This window comes from Nonomuraea fuscirosea, from assembly GCF_035917475.1.
In the GTDB taxonomy this organism is placed as follows: Bacteria; Actinomycetota; Actinomycetes; order Streptosporangiales; family Streptosporangiaceae; genus Nonomuraea; species Nonomuraea fuscirosea.
Genome location: NZ_CP109074.1, coordinates 3,448,187 through 3,462,809, shown reverse-complemented (window position 1 = coordinate 3,462,809; position 14,623 = coordinate 3,448,187). Strand labels below are relative to the sequence as shown.

Annotated in this window: 18 protein-coding genes; 9 read left to right on the top strand and 9 right to left on the bottom strand. The window is 70.0% G+C overall.

What is annotated here, in order from left to right; genetic code table 11:
* Window positions 1–16 precede the first annotated feature (16 nt).
* Genes OIE67_RS15580 through OIE67_RS15560 form a run of 5 tightly spaced genes read right to left on the bottom strand, consistent with a single transcriptional unit; the run spans window position 17 to window position 3,347 of the window.
* Complete coding sequence (locus OIE67_RS15580; RefSeq protein ID WP_326640861.1) at window positions 17–541, bottom strand: SRPBCC domain-containing protein; 525 nt, start codon at window positions 539–541, stop codon at window positions 17–19.
* Between the two features lie 36 nt (window positions 542–577).
* Entirely contained in the window at window positions 578–1,306 is a 729-nt protein-coding gene (locus tag OIE67_RS15575; RefSeq protein WP_326640859.1) for an SDR family oxidoreductase, read from the bottom strand.
* Entirely contained in the window at window positions 1,303–1,797 is a 495-nt protein-coding gene (locus OIE67_RS15570) for an SRPBCC domain-containing protein (protein WP_326640857.1), read from the bottom strand. The genes OIE67_RS15575 and OIE67_RS15570 overlap by 4 nt, the downstream gene beginning before the upstream one ends.
* Window positions 1,798–1,836: 39 nt before the next feature.
* Window positions 1,837–2,418 carry an NADPH-dependent F420 reductase gene (locus OIE67_RS15565; RefSeq protein WP_326640855.1) on the bottom strand — a complete coding sequence of 194 codons (582 nt, stop codon included), beginning with the start codon at window positions 2,416–2,418 and terminating at the stop codon, window positions 1,837–1,839.
* Window positions 2,415–3,347 (bottom strand): NAD-dependent epimerase/dehydratase family protein, encoded by a 933-nt coding sequence (locus tag OIE67_RS15560; protein WP_326640853.1) that lies wholly within the window; start codon window positions 3,345–3,347, stop codon window positions 2,415–2,417. Before OIE67_RS15560 ends, OIE67_RS15565 begins: the two co-directional genes overlap by 4 nt.
* A 136-nt stretch (window positions 3,348–3,483) precedes the next feature.
* On the opposite strand from OIE67_RS15560, the gene OIE67_RS15555 reads away from it, so the two are divergent.
* Complete coding sequence (locus OIE67_RS15555; RefSeq protein WP_326640851.1) at window positions 3,484–4,413, top strand: LysR family transcriptional regulator; 930 nt, start codon at window positions 3,484–3,486, stop codon at window positions 4,411–4,413.
* 180 nt (window positions 4,414–4,593) lie between these two features.
* Here the strand turns inward: OIE67_RS15555 and OIE67_RS15550 are convergent, their stop codons facing one another.
* Window positions 4,594–5,232 carry a TetR/AcrR family transcriptional regulator C-terminal domain-containing protein gene (locus tag OIE67_RS15550; protein ID WP_326640849.1) on the bottom strand — a complete coding sequence of 213 codons (639 nt, stop codon included), beginning with the start codon at window positions 5,230–5,232 and terminating at the stop codon, window positions 4,594–4,596.
* A gap of 65 nt (window positions 5,233–5,297) precedes the next feature.
* On the opposite strand from OIE67_RS15550, the gene OIE67_RS15545 reads away from it, so the two are divergent.
* The 5 genes from OIE67_RS15545 (at window position 5,298) to OIE67_RS15525 (ending at window position 8,544) form a co-directional block, all read left to right on the top strand.
* The gene (locus OIE67_RS15545; RefSeq protein WP_326640847.1) at window positions 5,298–5,633 is read left to right on the top strand and encodes a hypothetical protein; all 336 of its coding nucleotides are present in this window, start codon (window positions 5,298–5,300) and stop codon (window positions 5,631–5,633) included.
* An 18-nt stretch (window positions 5,634–5,651) separates the two neighbouring features.
* Window positions 5,652–6,869 carry an FAD-dependent monooxygenase gene (locus OIE67_RS15540; protein WP_326640845.1) on the top strand — a complete coding sequence of 406 codons (1,218 nt, stop codon included), beginning with the start codon at window positions 5,652–5,654 and terminating at the stop codon, window positions 6,867–6,869.
* Window positions 6,870–6,874: 5 nt separating this feature from the next.
* A complete protein-coding gene (locus tag OIE67_RS15535) occupies window positions 6,875–8,065 on the top strand; it encodes an FAD-dependent monooxygenase (protein ID WP_326640842.1) in 1,191 nt (396 codons plus the stop codon).
* 61 nt (window positions 8,066–8,126) lie between these two features.
* Window positions 8,127–8,297, top strand: a complete 171-nt coding sequence (locus tag OIE67_RS15530; RefSeq protein ID WP_326640840.1) for a Glu/Leu/Phe/Val dehydrogenase dimerization domain-containing protein — start codon at window positions 8,127–8,129, stop codon at window positions 8,295–8,297.
* 19 nt (window positions 8,298–8,316) lie between these two features.
* Window positions 8,317–8,544 carry a DUF2000 family protein gene (locus OIE67_RS15525; RefSeq protein WP_326640838.1) on the top strand — a complete coding sequence of 76 codons (228 nt, stop codon included), beginning with the start codon at window positions 8,317–8,319 and terminating at the stop codon, window positions 8,542–8,544.
* A gap of 24 nt (window positions 8,545–8,568) precedes the next feature.
* On the opposite strand, the gene OIE67_RS15520 is transcribed toward OIE67_RS15525, so the two are convergent.
* Together OIE67_RS15520 and OIE67_RS15515 are read right to left on the bottom strand one after the other, a co-directional pair.
* The gene (locus OIE67_RS15520) at window positions 8,569–9,417 is read right to left on the bottom strand and encodes an NAD(P)H-binding protein (protein ID WP_326640836.1); all 849 of its coding nucleotides are present in this window, start codon (window positions 9,415–9,417) and stop codon (window positions 8,569–8,571) included.
* Window positions 9,414–9,857 carry a nuclear transport factor 2 family protein gene (locus OIE67_RS15515; protein WP_326640834.1) on the bottom strand — a complete coding sequence of 148 codons (444 nt, stop codon included), beginning with the start codon at window positions 9,855–9,857 and terminating at the stop codon, window positions 9,414–9,416. The genes OIE67_RS15520 and OIE67_RS15515 overlap by 4 nt, the downstream gene beginning before the upstream one ends.
* Window positions 9,858–9,986: 129 nt before the next feature.
* Between OIE67_RS15515 and OIE67_RS15510 the strand changes: the two genes are divergently transcribed.
* The 3 genes from OIE67_RS15510 to OIE67_RS15500 all read left to right on the top strand — a co-directional run bounded on the left by OIE67_RS15510 (window position 9,987) and on the right by OIE67_RS15500 (window position 12,052).
* Entirely contained in the window at window positions 9,987–10,805 is an 819-nt protein-coding gene (locus OIE67_RS15510) for a helix-turn-helix transcriptional regulator (RefSeq protein ID WP_326640832.1), read from the top strand.
* 181 nt (window positions 10,806–10,986) lie between these two features.
* Window positions 10,987–11,532, top strand: a complete 546-nt coding sequence (locus tag OIE67_RS15505; RefSeq protein ID WP_139630929.1) for a dihydrofolate reductase family protein — start codon at window positions 10,987–10,989, stop codon at window positions 11,530–11,532.
* 82 nt (window positions 11,533–11,614) lie between these two features.
* Window positions 11,615–12,052 (top strand): hypothetical protein, encoded by a 438-nt coding sequence (locus tag OIE67_RS15500; RefSeq protein ID WP_326640826.1) that lies wholly within the window; start codon window positions 11,615–11,617, stop codon window positions 12,050–12,052.
* A gap of 65 nt (window positions 12,053–12,117) precedes the next feature.
* Here the strand turns inward: OIE67_RS15500 and OIE67_RS15495 are convergent, their stop codons facing one another.
* Window positions 12,118–14,622, bottom strand: a complete 2,505-nt coding sequence (locus OIE67_RS15495) for a S8 family serine peptidase (protein WP_326640824.1) — start codon at window positions 14,620–14,622, stop codon at window positions 12,118–12,120.
* Window position 14,623 lies beyond the last annotated feature (1 nt).

Below are 14,623 nucleotides of genomic sequence, written 5' to 3'. Positions count from 1 at the left end.
GCCCGAACCTGGGCGCTCAACGGTGAAAGGAGCTGCGGTGGAACCCAGGATTCGCGACCTCCGCCTCTGCGGCGCGGGCGAGTCGTTCGACCCAGTCCTGGTGATAGCGGTAGAGCGCACCGGGCTGCTTGCGCCCGAGCTCCTCAAGGAAGAAGGGGCCCTGCTGCGTTTCCTCGGTCAGCACGTGACACCCGTCATTCGTGGGCGTGATCACCCAGCCGTGGTACGCGCTCGAACCGGTCTCGTCGCCGTCGACGACCGTCTCCCACGCGAGCCTGCTGAAGGGCTCGCACTCCGTCACGTTGAGACTCATCGGGAATCCAACCGTCACCCGGCTGTACCTGGTTCCGAGAGCCAGTTCAGGCTCACCGCTCAGGATCTTGACCTGATCTTCGGGGGGAAAGTAGCTCGACCAGTTCTCGGCGTCGACGAGCAGCTTCCACACCACTTCAGGGGGCGCCTTCACGTCAATGTCGTTGAGAGCGTAGATGGCCGACGCTTTCGGGTCGTACTGCTCGGGCCAATTCACTTTGTCGTACACAATCCACTTCTCCTTGTTCGTCGTGTGTGCCGGAAGTCAGGCCCAGCGCCCGCCGCCGTCGACATGGAGGGTCTCGCCACTGATGAAGGGGTTGGTCAGCAGCGCGCGGGCTGCGCTTGAGACGTCGGAGGGCCGTCCGACGCGGCGGGCCGGTGTGGTGGCCGCGACGTGCTGGAACAGTCGTTGTGTGTCGGGTACCGCGGTGTCCCAGGCGCCGGTGGTGATCACGCCAGGGGAGATGGCGTTGACGCGGGTGGGCGCCAGCTCGACGGCGAGGGCGGAGACGAGCGTGGTGACGCTGCCGTTGGTGGCCGCCATCGCGACGCCTCCCGGTGCCGGTCGCCAGGCCCCCAGACCGGAGAAGAACAGCAGCGAACCTCCCTCGGCGATCAGCGGGGCGAAGTGCTTGGCCAGCAGGATCGGACCGACGACCTTGGCGTCGAAGGCCGCGAGCAGCGCGCGACGTTCAAGGGAGGCGACCGGTCCGGGGGCCCGTTCCGTGGCGACGCTGACGAGATGGTCGAGCCCGCCGGCGGTCCCGGCCTGATCCGCGGCCGCCCGGATCGACTCCTCGTCCGAGAGGTCGAGGGCGATGGCCCGGACGGTGTCACCGATGGCCTTCGCCGCGGCGGCCGTCCTCCCGGCGTCCCGGCCCGCGAGCGTGACTCGCGCACCCTCCTGGAGGAGATCGGCGGCCAGCGCGGCAGCGATGTCCGAGCCGCCACCCACGATCAGAACGTCCTTGTCCTGCAGCGAATATGTCATGCGGAAAAGCCGCCGCGCTCGGTCGCGACCTTGGCGAGCGCAGCGAGAAGTTCCTCGTGCGTGCGCCAGAAGACGTCGGGAGCCTTCTTCGCCAATTCGATCCAGAACGGCCCCTGCATCGTCTCTTCGGTCCAGAGATGGCACCCCTTCGGCGTGGGTGTGATGATCCAAGCGTGATAAGCCTTCGATGCTTCCGCGGTCTTGGGATGGCCGCCCCAGGCGATGCGCGTCACAGGCTCGAACTCCTGCACGGACGCGAAGACGTCCTGGCCGGCCAGATTGGTCTCGAACGGCGTGCCGAGGCGCAGCGTGTCATGGCCGTCGAGCAGCTGGACATGCTCGACGCCAGGATAGAAGCGGGGCCAGGCCTGGGGATCCACCAGCAGGGACCAGACCGTTTCAGGAGAAGCCGTGACCTCAAGCTCGTTGGTGAAGTGGATCGGGGAGCGGCTGGGGACCATGGCCTCCGGCCAATGCACTGCTTCGAACACATCAACCTCCAGATGGTGAAGGGAACGGGCGAGCGCTCATCAGAGCTCGCCGGGCACCGCGAATCGATAGAACACACCTCCTATCGGGGCCACACCCATGAGAAGCCAGACCGCGTTCTCGAAGTCGCGGGCACGGGAGAGGTCCCCGACGCGTACGGGGTCGTAGCCGGCGTCGCGGATGAGGCGCTCGGTGATCTCGCGGGCGGCCTCGTCGGCGACGTACCCATTGCTCGGCCGTACTCGCTGCTCGCGCACTGCGCCGAACAACGATCCGAAGTTCATGTTGAAACTCTTGGCCACCGGGCCGCCCGTGAAGGATTTCACCTCCTCGGCGTACGACGGAAAGTCTCCGTGGCGCGCGGGCAGGATGTTCGTCGCGTCGATCGCGATCTTTCCCTCAAGCCCCGTGACCTTGCTCAAGGCGGGCGAGATCTGGTCGCCGGGCACAGCTACCAGGACGACGTCCGCGTCCGACACATCCCCGCCATCACGGCCGAGCTCTTCGACGTCGTGTCCTGCGGCCCGCCACAGGCCGGCCAGCCCGCCACCGATCGTTCCTCTTCCGATTGTGACAATCTTCATTTCAGTCTCCTTCTGCTTGAACGGGTGTGAAGCCTTCACACACCGCTGAGTGCCACCGAATCCCTGACAGCGTCGAGACCGGCGGCATGCGAAACGATGGGCTCGTATCCGAGCTCGGCTGCGGCCTTGTCCGTCCGCAGGATGCACGGCTGCCCGAGGAACCATCGAACGGGAACCGGAACCTCGCGATCCGCCGTCTCCGCATCGAGGTCGGGGGTCGGCGCATCGACGCCGTAGATCGCGAACATGGTCTCCATGAACTCGCGCAGGGTGACGCGGCGCCGGTCGGTGATGAAGTAGGCCTGGCCTGGCCGGCCCCGCTGCCATCCGAGCATGAGCCCCTCGACGGCGTTGTCGACGAACGTGACGTCGGTCGTGTGCCGGCCTCCGTCGATCCAGGCGAACTGCCCCGCCTTCGCCGCCGCGACCAGGCCTTCGATGAGGATGCTGCCGGGGCCCCAGACGAACCTCGGACGGATCGACACCGTGGCGAAATCCGGGGTGTTCGCGTCGAGCACGATCTTCTCGGCAACGGCCTTCACCGCACAGTAGGCGGCTTCCGAGTCCGGCCGCAGCGGCGCGGTCTCGTCGGCGTCCACCAGCGGGTCGCCGGCGAGGAGCGCGGCTTCGCTCCCGCAGTGGACGAACCGAGGAACCCGCGCGAAGCGGGACGCATCGACGGCTGCTTGGGTGCCGTGAACCGTCACAAGTTCATGGCGCGCATGGTCTGCGGTGATGTCCGTCTCGGCAGCGAGGTGAAACACCACGTCACTGCCCGTCACCTCGTCCCGCCACGTGGCCGGGTCGGTCAACTCGCCCCGGACGGGCTGCGCGCCCAGCGTCGCCACCTTCGCGGCCGACGCCTCACTTCTGACCAGAGCACGGACCGAGTGCCCCTCGTCGAGGAGCCGGCGTACCAGCACCTGGCCGATGAACCCAGAACCGCCCGTGACGAACGCCTGCGCCATGAAACTCTCCTTCTCCTAGTGCGGGTTCCCTCGCTCGCCTTGGACGAGAAGGTGTCGTGAGGTGGAGCAATCGATGACCCTGAAGGGATTCCCTCGGAGATATTCATACTTCGAGGCCATGCCATAGAATTCTTGGATGGCTTCTCTTCGGGCGCTGGAGTGCCTTGTCGCGGTCGCGGACTCCGGGTCGATCACCCAGGCCGCCCGGCTGCTGCATTCGTCGCAGCCCGCCGTCTCTCATCAGCTCGCGACGCTGGAGCGCGAGACAGGAACGACCCTGCTTCGCCGCGAGCCCCGGGGGGTCAGGCTCACTCCCGCCGGACGGGCCGCCGTAGCGGATGCCAGACGGGCGATCGAAGCGGCTGCCTCTGCGGTGAGGTCGGCTCGTGCCGCCGGCGAAGCGACCGGAGGGTCGCTGCGGCTGGCTTGTGCGCAGAGCCTGGTGTCCGTGCTCGCCCCGGTCATTCGCGAGTGGCATCGCCGCCACCCGGAGGTGGCGATCAGCCTGCGTGAATCCACGTCGCCGGACGAGCTCCACGGCCTTGTCGACTCCGGCGAGGCCGACCTGGCTTTGATGCCCGCTCCCGTGCCCGGCCGTTTCACGACCACCGCCGTCGCCGAGGAAGAGATCGTGCTGACGGCACCCACCGGCCATCCCCTGGCCGCACGGCCGGCTGTGTCCCTGGAGGATCTCGAAGGTGCGCCACTGGTTCACTTCGCACCGGAGAACGGCCTCAGCGCCTGGCTCGATCGCTCGTTCGCCCGCGCCGGGGTCCGCCCGGAGCCTGTCATGAGGACAGCGGTGACCACCGCGGCACCGCAGCTCGCCGCCGCCGGCCTGGGAATCGCCGTGTGCCCCGTGAGTGCGGTCAGCGATGGTTTTCCTGGCGCAGTGCGATCGTTCTCACCACGATGGGTCAGACGGCTGGTGGCGGTGACGTCCGCAGAACCGGATCCACTCGCCGCCCGATTCATCCGCAACCTGCGCAATCACGGCGTGCATGTGCCTCGCGACGTGCGAACCCAACTCGCGGCGGACAGCCCGACGTCCGCGAAGACGCGATAGGTCATGTGGTCACGGGCGGCGGCGCCGTGAGGCTTGGCCCCGCCGTCCAGAGGCGCATTCGAGGGGTCGTCGCAACGCAGCTGATCAATGCCGGCGACAGCCGGCATCGTGAGGTGGTCACCCCGGGATCTTCACGTCAGGCCCGGCGGCGGCTCGTGCCGGCTCGCAGGCACGGATGACTCACGCGTCCGGTCGGGCGGCGAGCCCGTCGAGGACGATGCCGAGATGCCGTTCGAACCGCTGGTCGCCGTCGTCGTGGAGGTGCCCGGCCTCCTTCACCAGTGACGCGCCTTCGCCGAGCCAGGCGTCGCGCTCGGTGGTCGAGTAGCGCGTCGGATCGGTCTCGGTGGACTGGCGTCGCTCCTGCTCCTCGATGACGAAGCCGACGACGAACGCGGTGACCACGTCGACGGCGTCGTCGGCGTCGACGGGCTTCCAGCCGGCCCCGGTCCAACGTTCGAACAACGGCTCCTTCATGCGGACCACGTCCGGGTCGGTGATCCGGGTGCCGCTGAAGATGCGGGCCCCGTCGCGGTGGCGCAGGTACTCCGAGCGCAGGACTCGGGCGTAGGCGGTGAGGTCGTCGCGCCAGCCGTCGCCGGGCGGGACCGCGGCGAAGGCGCTGCTCACGCGGCGCATGACCTCGGTGGCCATCTCGTCGAGCAGTTCCTGCTTGTTGCGCACATGCCAGTAGAGGGCGGGGGCGCGGACGTCCAACCGGGAGGCGAGCGCGCGAACGGTGAGGGCGTCCATGCCCTGGTCGTCGAGCAGCTCAAGCGCCGCCGTGATGATCCGCTCCCGAGTGATGCCCTTGGTCATGGTTGACAACTTAACACTGTTCAGGCACGCTGACCGCAGCGCTGAACTTAGTTAAGGAGAATCTGATGCGCGCTGCAGTCGTCACCGTCCCCGATACGTCACCCGTCTGCGGTGACTTCCCCGAGCCGGGGGTCCCACCCGGTCACGAGCCGTCGCACCTCGCCGGTGCCGGCCTGCACAACATCGTTCGCGGGCCGGCCACCGGGGGGCACTACAGCCACGGGCAGCCGACGTACCCGCTGGTGCCGGGCATCGACGCGGTCGCTCGCACCGGCGACGGCTGCCTGGTCTACACCGGATACGCGCGTCCGCCCTTCGGGACGATGGCCGAGCGGCTGGTCGCTCCCTTCCAGGCGGAGGTTCCGGCGGGGGCGGATCCCCGTTCAGCCATCAGAACGTGATCGGAGAAAGGAAAAGCCATGCAGAAGAGGGCACTAGTGGTCGGGCTCGGGATCGCGGGAATGTCCGCGGCCATCGGGCTGCGCCGGGCCGGTTGGACGCCGGTGATCGTCGAACGCGCGCCCGAGCGGCGCACCGGGGGCTACTTCATCTTCATGTTCCCGGAGGGTGTACAGGCCGCGGCCGACCTGGGGATCGCCGAGCACCTGCACACCCGCAACCCGGAATGGCGACCGGGCGGGAACTCGTGGTCGGTGGATCGCCGGGGCAGGCGGAAGCCGGCTCTGGGGTTGCTGGACGCGCCCAGCGGGGTGGCAGCGGTGCTGCGCGGCGACATCGAGGCCGCGTTGTGGCAGGGCGTCACCGGCAACGAGACCGAGGACGCGGTCGAGGTGCGGTTCGCGACCACTCCGGTCGAGATCACCGACGGCGCCGACGGGGTGCGGGTCCTGCTTGAGGACGCCGGCACCGGGAAGCGGTACCGCGAGAACTTCGATCTCGTGGTCGGCGCGGACGGGATGCGCTCGAGCGTGCGCCGGATGGTGTTCGGTCCGGACGAGGACTACCTGGCGAACTGGAAGGCGATGATCTGCGCGTTCCAGCTGAAGGAGCAAGTGCCCTCCTACGAGGCGGGCGACAGCATCATCGTCTCGCGCCCCAGGCGTGCGATGTGGGTGTTCGGACTCGCCGACCACGCGCCCTGCGCGTGGCTGACCTACCGCACCGAGAACATCCCGGACCGGTTCGCCGGGCCGTCGATCGAGCAGGTGCGCGCAGCCTTCTCCGGGATGGACGACGAACCCGTGGTCCGCCACGTCCTGGAATCCCTGGAACAGGCCCCCGACCACGTGTTCGACTCGATCCACCAGGTGAAGATGCCCCGGTGGAGCACGGGCCGGGTCGTACTGGTGGGGGACGCGGCCTGGTGCATGAACACGTACTCGGCCATGGGCTCCTCGTCCTCGCTGCGCGGCGGCACCGCGCTGGGCGTGGCCCTGCGGGAGCACCCCGACGACCTCGCCGCCGCGCTGGACGCCTGGGAGACCGGCCTGCGTCCCTACATCACCAAGCAGCGGCGCTCCGCACGGGTCAAGCAACAGCGGTTCGTCCCCTCCAGCCGCCCGGTCCAGGTGCTGGTTTCGGGCGTTCTCGAGCTGATCCGCAGGGTCGTCCACCGCCGGCTGGCAGCGGGCTTCACCGCGGCGGAGGCCACTGCCCCGGCCGGCACGGCGCGGTGACGGCCGTGCGGAAGAGGGCGTTGGTGGTCGGGCTCGGGATCGCGGGGATGTCCGCGGCGATCGGGCTGCGCCGGGCCGGGTGGACGCCGGTCATCGTCGAACGGGCGCCGGAGCGGCGTACCGGGGGCTACTTCGTCGGGCTGTTCCCGGAGGGTCGGCAGGCCGCGGCCGACCTGGGCATCGCCGACCACCTGCACACCCGCAACCCGGAACGGGCGACCCGGGCGAATTCGTGGTCGGTGGATCGCCGGGGCAGGCGCAGGCCGGCTCTGGGATTCCTGGATCAGCCCGGGGAGCCGGCAGCGGTGCTGCGCGGGGACATCGAGGCCGCGCTGTGGCAGAGCGTCACCGGCGTCGAGGTGCGGTTCGGGACCACTCCGGTCGAGATCACCGAGGGTCCGGCCGAGGCGGAGGTCCTGCTCGAGAAGGCCGGTGCGCGGTACCGCGAGAGCTTCGACCTGGTCGTCGGCGCGGACGGGATGCGCTCGAGCGTACGCCGGCTCGTGTTCGGTCCGGACGAGGACTACCTGACCACGTGGAACGCGATGATCTGCGCCTTCCAGCTGAAGGAGCAGGTGCCGTCGTACGAGGCGAGTGACAGCATCATCATCGCGCGCGCGAAGCGGGCGGTGTGGGTGTTCGGGCTCGCCGACCACGCGCCCACCGCGCTGCTGACCTACCGGACGACGGACATCCAGGAGCAGTTCAGCGGGTCGCGGATCGATCGGCTGCGCTCGGTCTTCTCGGGCATGGACGATCCCGTGGTGCGGCACGTCCTGGACTCCCTGGAAGACGCCCCTGACTACCTGTTCGACTCGGTGCACCAGGTGCGGATGCCGCGGTGGAGCAAGGGTCGGGTCGTACTGGTGGGGGACGCGGCGTGGTGCATGAACCTCTACTCGGGCATGGGTGCCACGTCCTCGCTGCGCGGCGGCGCCGCACTGAGCGCGGCCCTGCGGGAGCACCCCGACGACCTCGCCACCGCTCTGGACGCCTGGGAGGCCAGGCTGCGTCCGTTCATCACCAAGCACCAGCGCACCGCGCGGCTCAAGCAGCAGATGTTCGTCCCGTCCAGCCGCCGGGCCGAGGCGCTGCGGTCGGTCCTCCTCGGTCTGGTCCGCAGGATCCGCGGCCGCCGGCCGGCGACGGGCGCGGGCGGTCCGCGAGCCCGGGCGATGTCCGGCACGTCGCGGTGAGAACGACGTCCGCTCCGAGAAGGGAGCCCGATCGGCGTTCGGAATCCCGATCGTCGTGGCGGTGCACTCCGCCGCGCGCGGCCCGGCGATCGGGGGCTGCCGGATCAAGCCGTACCGATCCGTCGGCGACGGCGTGGCCGACGCGTTGCGGCTCTCCCGCGCGATGACGCTCAAATGCGGGCTCGCCGAGTTGCCGCACGGCGGCGGCAAGAGTGTCGTGGTCCCTCGGTGACGCACCGCTGACGCCGCCGGTGCGCGAGAACCTCGTGCTCGACCAATCCCACCGGCTCGCCGGCGAGCGGGAACAGCTGAACGTACTGTGCCTGACCGAAACACTCCGCCGTGCCCGCACCTACGACGCATACCTGACCGACCTCGCCGCCACCACCGAGTCCGACGCCGACCTCGTCGGCGTGATCGTCGCGGGCCCGCGCAACCAGGTCACCAAACTGACCAAGCGGCTTCCCCCGCTGGCCTGAGGCAACGGGCACCCAGCCCCGCGGTCACTTCGCGCGCCACTCGTTCCCGTGCTCCGAGACGAATCGCGCGAAGGTGCGGGGCGGCAGGCCGGTCAGGTCGAGCACCGTAGTGCTGACGCGGTCTTCCCGCCCGCTCCGGATCCCGTCCTCGACGGTCGCGAGGGCGGCGGCGAACCCGGCGGGCAGGCCGGCGGCCCGGTAAGCCGCGGCCTGCTCGTCCGGCTCGATCCGCCGCACCCGGATCCGGCGGCCCGTGTGGACGGTGATGGCTTTCGCGGTGTCGCCGTAGCTCAGGCTTTCGGGCCCGGTGAGCAGGAAATCGCCGCCCCCGGCGCGAACTTCGGGATCCTCCAGCAAAGCCGCCGCGGAAGCCGCGATGTCCCGGACGTCGATCCACCCCACCTTGCCGTCGCCGGCCGCGGTGCGGATCTCGCCGAGCCGGTGGATGCGCTCGCCCAGCGGGTGCGGGCGCAAGAAGTTCTGCATGAACCCCGAGGCGCGCAACACCACCCAGCCCGGCTCGGCTCGCACCTGCGCCGCCAGTTCCAGCGCGCTGGGCGCGTTCGGCAGGACGATGGCGGAACCGAGCAGCACGACCCGGCGGACGCCGGACAGCCGGGCCCGGCGCAGGAAAGGCTCCACCAGGGGCAAGGGGTCGACGCTTTCCACCGGGGGAACCAGGAAGACCCGATCCATGCCGCGCAGCGCGGCTTCGTGCGTACTCGGGTCCGCCCAATCGAATCGGATCGCGTCGGGATCGGCGGTGGCAGGGTGCCGGCTCGCGATCCGCACCGGTACTCCCGCATCGCGAAGCTGGTCGACCAGTGCCGCACCGGTCTTCCCGGTGCCGCCGGTCACGAGCACCCCGGTCACGAGACGGCGTCCCGTTCGAGCGAAGCGATCAGCTCGGGCAGCCGCCCGGCCGCGCGAGCCGCCGCCAGCGGGCTCCAATAGTCGCGATACACCGTGATCCGTTCCTCGCGCACGGTCAGCACGACGACGTAGTCCAGCCGGTAGCGCTCGCCGGTGCGCACCGTGCGGCCCTCGGCCGTCCACTCGATCACCGCGGTATCCGTGTCTTCGGTCGGACGCACGGTGAGGGCGGCGGCCTCCCGCATATCCAGCAGTTCCGGGTATCCGGCGAGGTAATCGCGGACTTCTTCGCGCCCCTCCAGGCGCCGCGGCGCGTCGCCGACGGCGAAGGGGAATTCCGCGATGCCATCCGCCGCCCAAAGATCCGCGACGGCGTCCATGTTCTTCTTCAGCATCAGGTCGAGCAGCCGCCGAAAGACTTTCTCCGGTGCACTGGGCACGTCATCCTCCTCGGGAGATTCCGCTTGCCGGACCAGCGTGCCCAGCCGACAAGCACCGGGGGAACCCACGCCTCAGCCCCGGACTGTCAGTGGGAGGTTAAGCCGGCTGCCCCATGGGATGATGGCGGTGTGTCCGGACAAGAGCTCGCCGATTTCCTCCGCCGCCGCCGGGAAACCCTGCGACCGGAAGCCGCCGGGCGGGCGCACGGACCGGGGCAGCGCGCCCGGAGGACCCCTGGTCTGCGCCGCGAGGAGGTGGCGGCCCGGGCTCAGGTGTCGGTCAGCTACTACGAACGGCTGGAGCAGGCACGTGCCTCCCGCCCGTCTCCGCAGGTGCTCGACGCGCTGGCGACCGCCCTCCAGCTCACCGGAGCGGAGCGCGAGCACCTGGCCGGGCTGGCCGGCCAAATCCTGCCCCGTGCGCACCGCGAGCCCGAACGCATCCCCGCTGAAGCGCGTGCGCTCCTCGACCGGCTCGGCGCCATTCCGGCCTACGTCGTGAACAGCAGGCAGGACATCGTCGCCTGGAACCGCGCGGCGGTGGCCTTGATCACGGACTTCGGCCTGGTGCCGCCCGGCGAACGCAACGCCGTCCGGCTCGCCCTGCGGCTGACCGGCACCCTTTGCGCCGCCGCACCGGAGGCGGAAGCGACTTTCGCGCGGCAATCCGCCTCGCAACTGCGCACGGCCGTCCTGAAACACCCCGCCGACCGTGCGCTGGCCGAGCTGATCAACGAGTTCGCCGCCCACGACGCCGATTTCGCCGCCGGCTGGCGTGACCACGACGTGCGCCCCATCACCGCCGTCCGCAAGCGGGTTAACCACCCGGCTTTGGGAGAATTGGAGCTGGATCGGACCACCCTGCTGTTCCCGGGCACGGGACACACCCTGGTGATGTACACAGCCGAGCCGGGCAGCTCGAGCGCCGCCGCTCTCGAGCGTCTCTGACGGCGTCGTCGCTTGTGGTCGCGATTTCTGGATCGCCAGTGCGCCGGGTGTGCGACATGCTCGATCGACCGCTAGTTGGCACCGCCGTCGACCGTCTGTGGCGCTGAACCGGTCGCTTCACCGATGAGTTTCGGCCTGCCGGGTGGTCAGCACCAGCACACCGAGACGAACGGAGCATCCCATGGGCAAGGTGCGCTGGCATTTGATGATGTCGTTGGACGGGTTCGCGGCCGGCCCTGGACACTCGATGGACTGGATGTCCGGGGTGAGGGTCGGCCCCGACACCCATCATGAGTCGATCGCGACCCTGGGTGCCGTCCTGGGGGGTCGTCATGGCTACGACGCGCTCGCTGAGCGGCATCCCGGCCAGGCGAGTAAGCAGCCGTACGGCGGCGCGTGGAGTGGCCCGGTGTTCGTGCTGACCCACCATCCTGAGGACGCGATCCCGGACCCCGGCGTCACGTTTCTCACCTGCGACGTGGCCGAGGCGGTCGCGATCGGGCTGGCCGCGGCGAAGGGCAAGGATCTGGAGATACACAGCCAGGACATCGCCCGGCAATGTGTCGAGCGCGGTCTGATCGACGAGTTCCGTGTGCATCTGGCACCGGTCATGCTCGGCGCCGGAGTCCGGCTGTTCGACTGCCCCGGTATCGAGCCGGTCCGGTGGGCCCGGATTCACGACGGGGACCCCGCACAGGCCGTGGACCTGCGATACCGACCAGCCTGACATCTGCACCCTCATCCTTGACGACACGGGTTTGATCACGCGGCTCTTCCCGCGCCCGGCCCAGCCTGCCTCCGGAGCCGACATGCCATACGCGCCGCCCTCACCTCTCACCGCCCTGCTGATCGCCGGAGCCGCCGCGCTGCTGGCGGCCTGCTCGGCCCAGGTGCGGTGCGGGCCGTGCGGAGGGAGCGGCGTGCAGCTCCTGATGGAGGGAACGGTCGCGGTGCAGGGACGCACGTACGAAGTGTGCGACCCGCGCGGCGCCTGCGAGAAGGGCGAGCTGCCTGTCATGCGCGCCACGCCGGCCCTGGCCTCACCCGTTCCGGTCGTGTTCGTCCCGTTGCCAGGAGATGCCACAGACCATTCACGCCAGACGATCGACGCTGTGATCCGCGACGGCGCCGGCAGGGTCGTGGGACGCGGACAGGCGACTTTCCCCGAGTATCGGCCGCTCGAACAGAAGGAACCATGCCACTGCTCTGAGGCCCGTACCGATCTGTCCATCCAACAAAGCGCCTGAGATCCACCGAGCCGCTGCCCCCGGGCGGTCTCCGTCCCGGGGGCAGCGGCGCGCGGCGGTGGGGGTCAGGGCGCCGCGGGACGACAGGTGCGGTCGCCGACGAACAGGTCGTCGACGGCCCACCAGCCGGACAACTGGCCCCGGTAGTGGAGGCGAATCCGCACGTCGGCCTGTCCGGCCGCGGCCGGCAGCGGGACGACGTGGACGGCCGGTCCCGGAGCGCCGGGGAAGCCCTTGGCCGACCACACGGTCTTCCAGGTACGGCCCCCGTCCACGCTGAGGTCGACGCCGGTCGTGGAGTTGACCGCCGGTTTCAGGTCGTGGGCGAACTCCAGGGTCGCCGAGGCCCGGTCGGTCAGGTCGTAGGAGGGGCTGGTCAGGTAGGTGTCCTGGAGGTGGCCCTTGCCGGAGTGCAGGGAGTCGACGATGGCGAACCCGCCCGCGCCGCCGGTGTGGTTGCCCCGGCCGCCGGCGTCGGTGAAGACCCAGCCGGGCTGATAGGCGTAGTTGGGGATGCGGGGGTCGACGTTGGTGACCGTCCAGCCCTTGGGCGCCGTGGCGGCGTCGAACGGCTCGGTGCTGCCGTCGCGGATCACCTCGTAGCCGCGGGCGACGCAGGACAGGGAGACGGTCAGGCCGAGGTCGAGCCGCCGTCCCGTCTCACCCATGGTGACCTGCTGGACGGACGGGTCGTAGCCGGGCTCCGTGGCGCGGGTGGTGAGGGTGTAGGTCATCGACGGGAGCAGGGACAGGGTGTAGGCGCCGGTGCCGGGGTCGGACTCGGCGTTCCAGGTGTGGCCCTTGCCGTCGTCGGCGGTGATCTGCGCGGCGAGCCCGCGGCCGAGGCCGGAGCCGTCGGAGACGGTGCCGGTCAGGTCGATCCGCTCGGTCTGGGGCAGGGCGACGTCCAGGGTGAGGGTGTCGTCCCTGGCCAGGGTGGCGGTTTTCGTCGTGGTCCGGTAGCCGAACGCCTCGGCCTTGAGCTGGTACTCCCCCGCGACGAGGGTGTAGCGGTAGTCGCCGTCGGCGCCGAGGGTGGAGGTGCGGGTCAGCGGGCCGGTAAGAGTGACGGTGGCGCCCTCGACCGGCCGGCCGGTGGTCGCGTCCGTGACGGTGCCCGACAGCGTGGCGGTGCCGCGCGTTCCGGCCTCGACCAGGGCCAGGGCGTCGAGGCGGCCTTCGCCGTAGACGGCGTTGTCGGCCGCGGTGCCGCCGCAGCTGGTGTCGTCGGTGTCGATGGCCGACAGGTCGAGCAGCAGGCGGGTGGCCGCGGTGTCGCGTACGTACTCGGGGCGGGCCGACCACAGCAGCGCGACCGCTCCCGCGACGTGCGGCGCCGCCATCGAGGTGCCGTTGTAGAAGGCGTAGGCGCCGCCGGGCACCGAGGAGCGGACGTTCACGCCCGGTGCGGAGATGTTCGGCTTGATCTCGCCGTCCTGGCCGGGACCGCGGCTGGAGAAGCTCGCGATCTTGTTGTCGACGTCGTACGCGCCGACCGAGTAGTTGATGACGCGCCCGCCGGGCGATCCTGACGTCTGGCAGCCGGGGCCGTCGTTGCCGTTGGACCAGATGCCCATGATGCCGGAGGCCGCCCAGGCGAGCTGGATGTCCTCCATGAACGGCTGGGTGGTCAGGCTCGCGCCCCACGAGTTGTTGACGATGTGCGGGCGCTTGGACGCGTCGGGGTCGGCGCCGGTGGAATCGGTGGGCGCGAGCATCCACTGCGAGGACGCGACGAGGGCCTCCTCCGAGCATTGGTCGGTGGTGCAGCCCTTGGCGGCGATCCAGCGCACGCCCGGGGCGACGCCGATCTGGTTGCCCTGACCGTCGTCGCCGGCCATGGTGCCCATGGTGTGGGTGCCGTGGGAGTTGTTGTCGCACGGCGCGTCGCTCGGGCACTCGCGCAGCGGGTCGTACCAGTTGTAATCGTGGGTGAAGGTGCCGTCCGCGTTGGTGCCCCGGTAGCTCTTGACCAGGGCGGGGTGGTCGTACTGGACGCCGGAGTCGATGTTGGCGATGACGATGTCCTCGCCGCGGCGCCCGGTCCGCGCCCACACGTCGTCGGCGTTGATGTCGGACACCCCCCAGGTGAGGCCCGTCGCGGCGGCGGCCCCGGCGGGCGTGCTCCGGATCGGCTCGGGGATGGTGTATGTGACTGGCGTGCGGATCTCCTCGACCCCGGGTAACTTCGCGATCTTCTTGGCCAGCGCCTGCGAGGCGTTCTTCACGTAGACGGCGTTGGTGACCCAGAACGCCGTGGACTTCACTCCCTCCGCCTTGAGCAGCTTGCGCAACGGCTCCTGGTCGCGGTCGGCTCTGGCGTGCAGCCGTTCGACCACGTCCCGGCCGCGGGCGGTACGGCCGGCGATCTTCTTGGCGGGGGCGAGGTCGGCCTTGCCCGACATGCGCACCCAGAAGTCCGTGGTGGCGCGCGCGTCGAAACTGGCCAGCACCTCCGGCGCGATCACCGGGTCGTCCGCGGCGGCGTGTGCGGGGACGGCGCCTGACAGGGCGGTGGCCAGCAGGGTCAGGGCGCACGCCAGCGCGGGTGACTTACAGGGGTTTCTCATG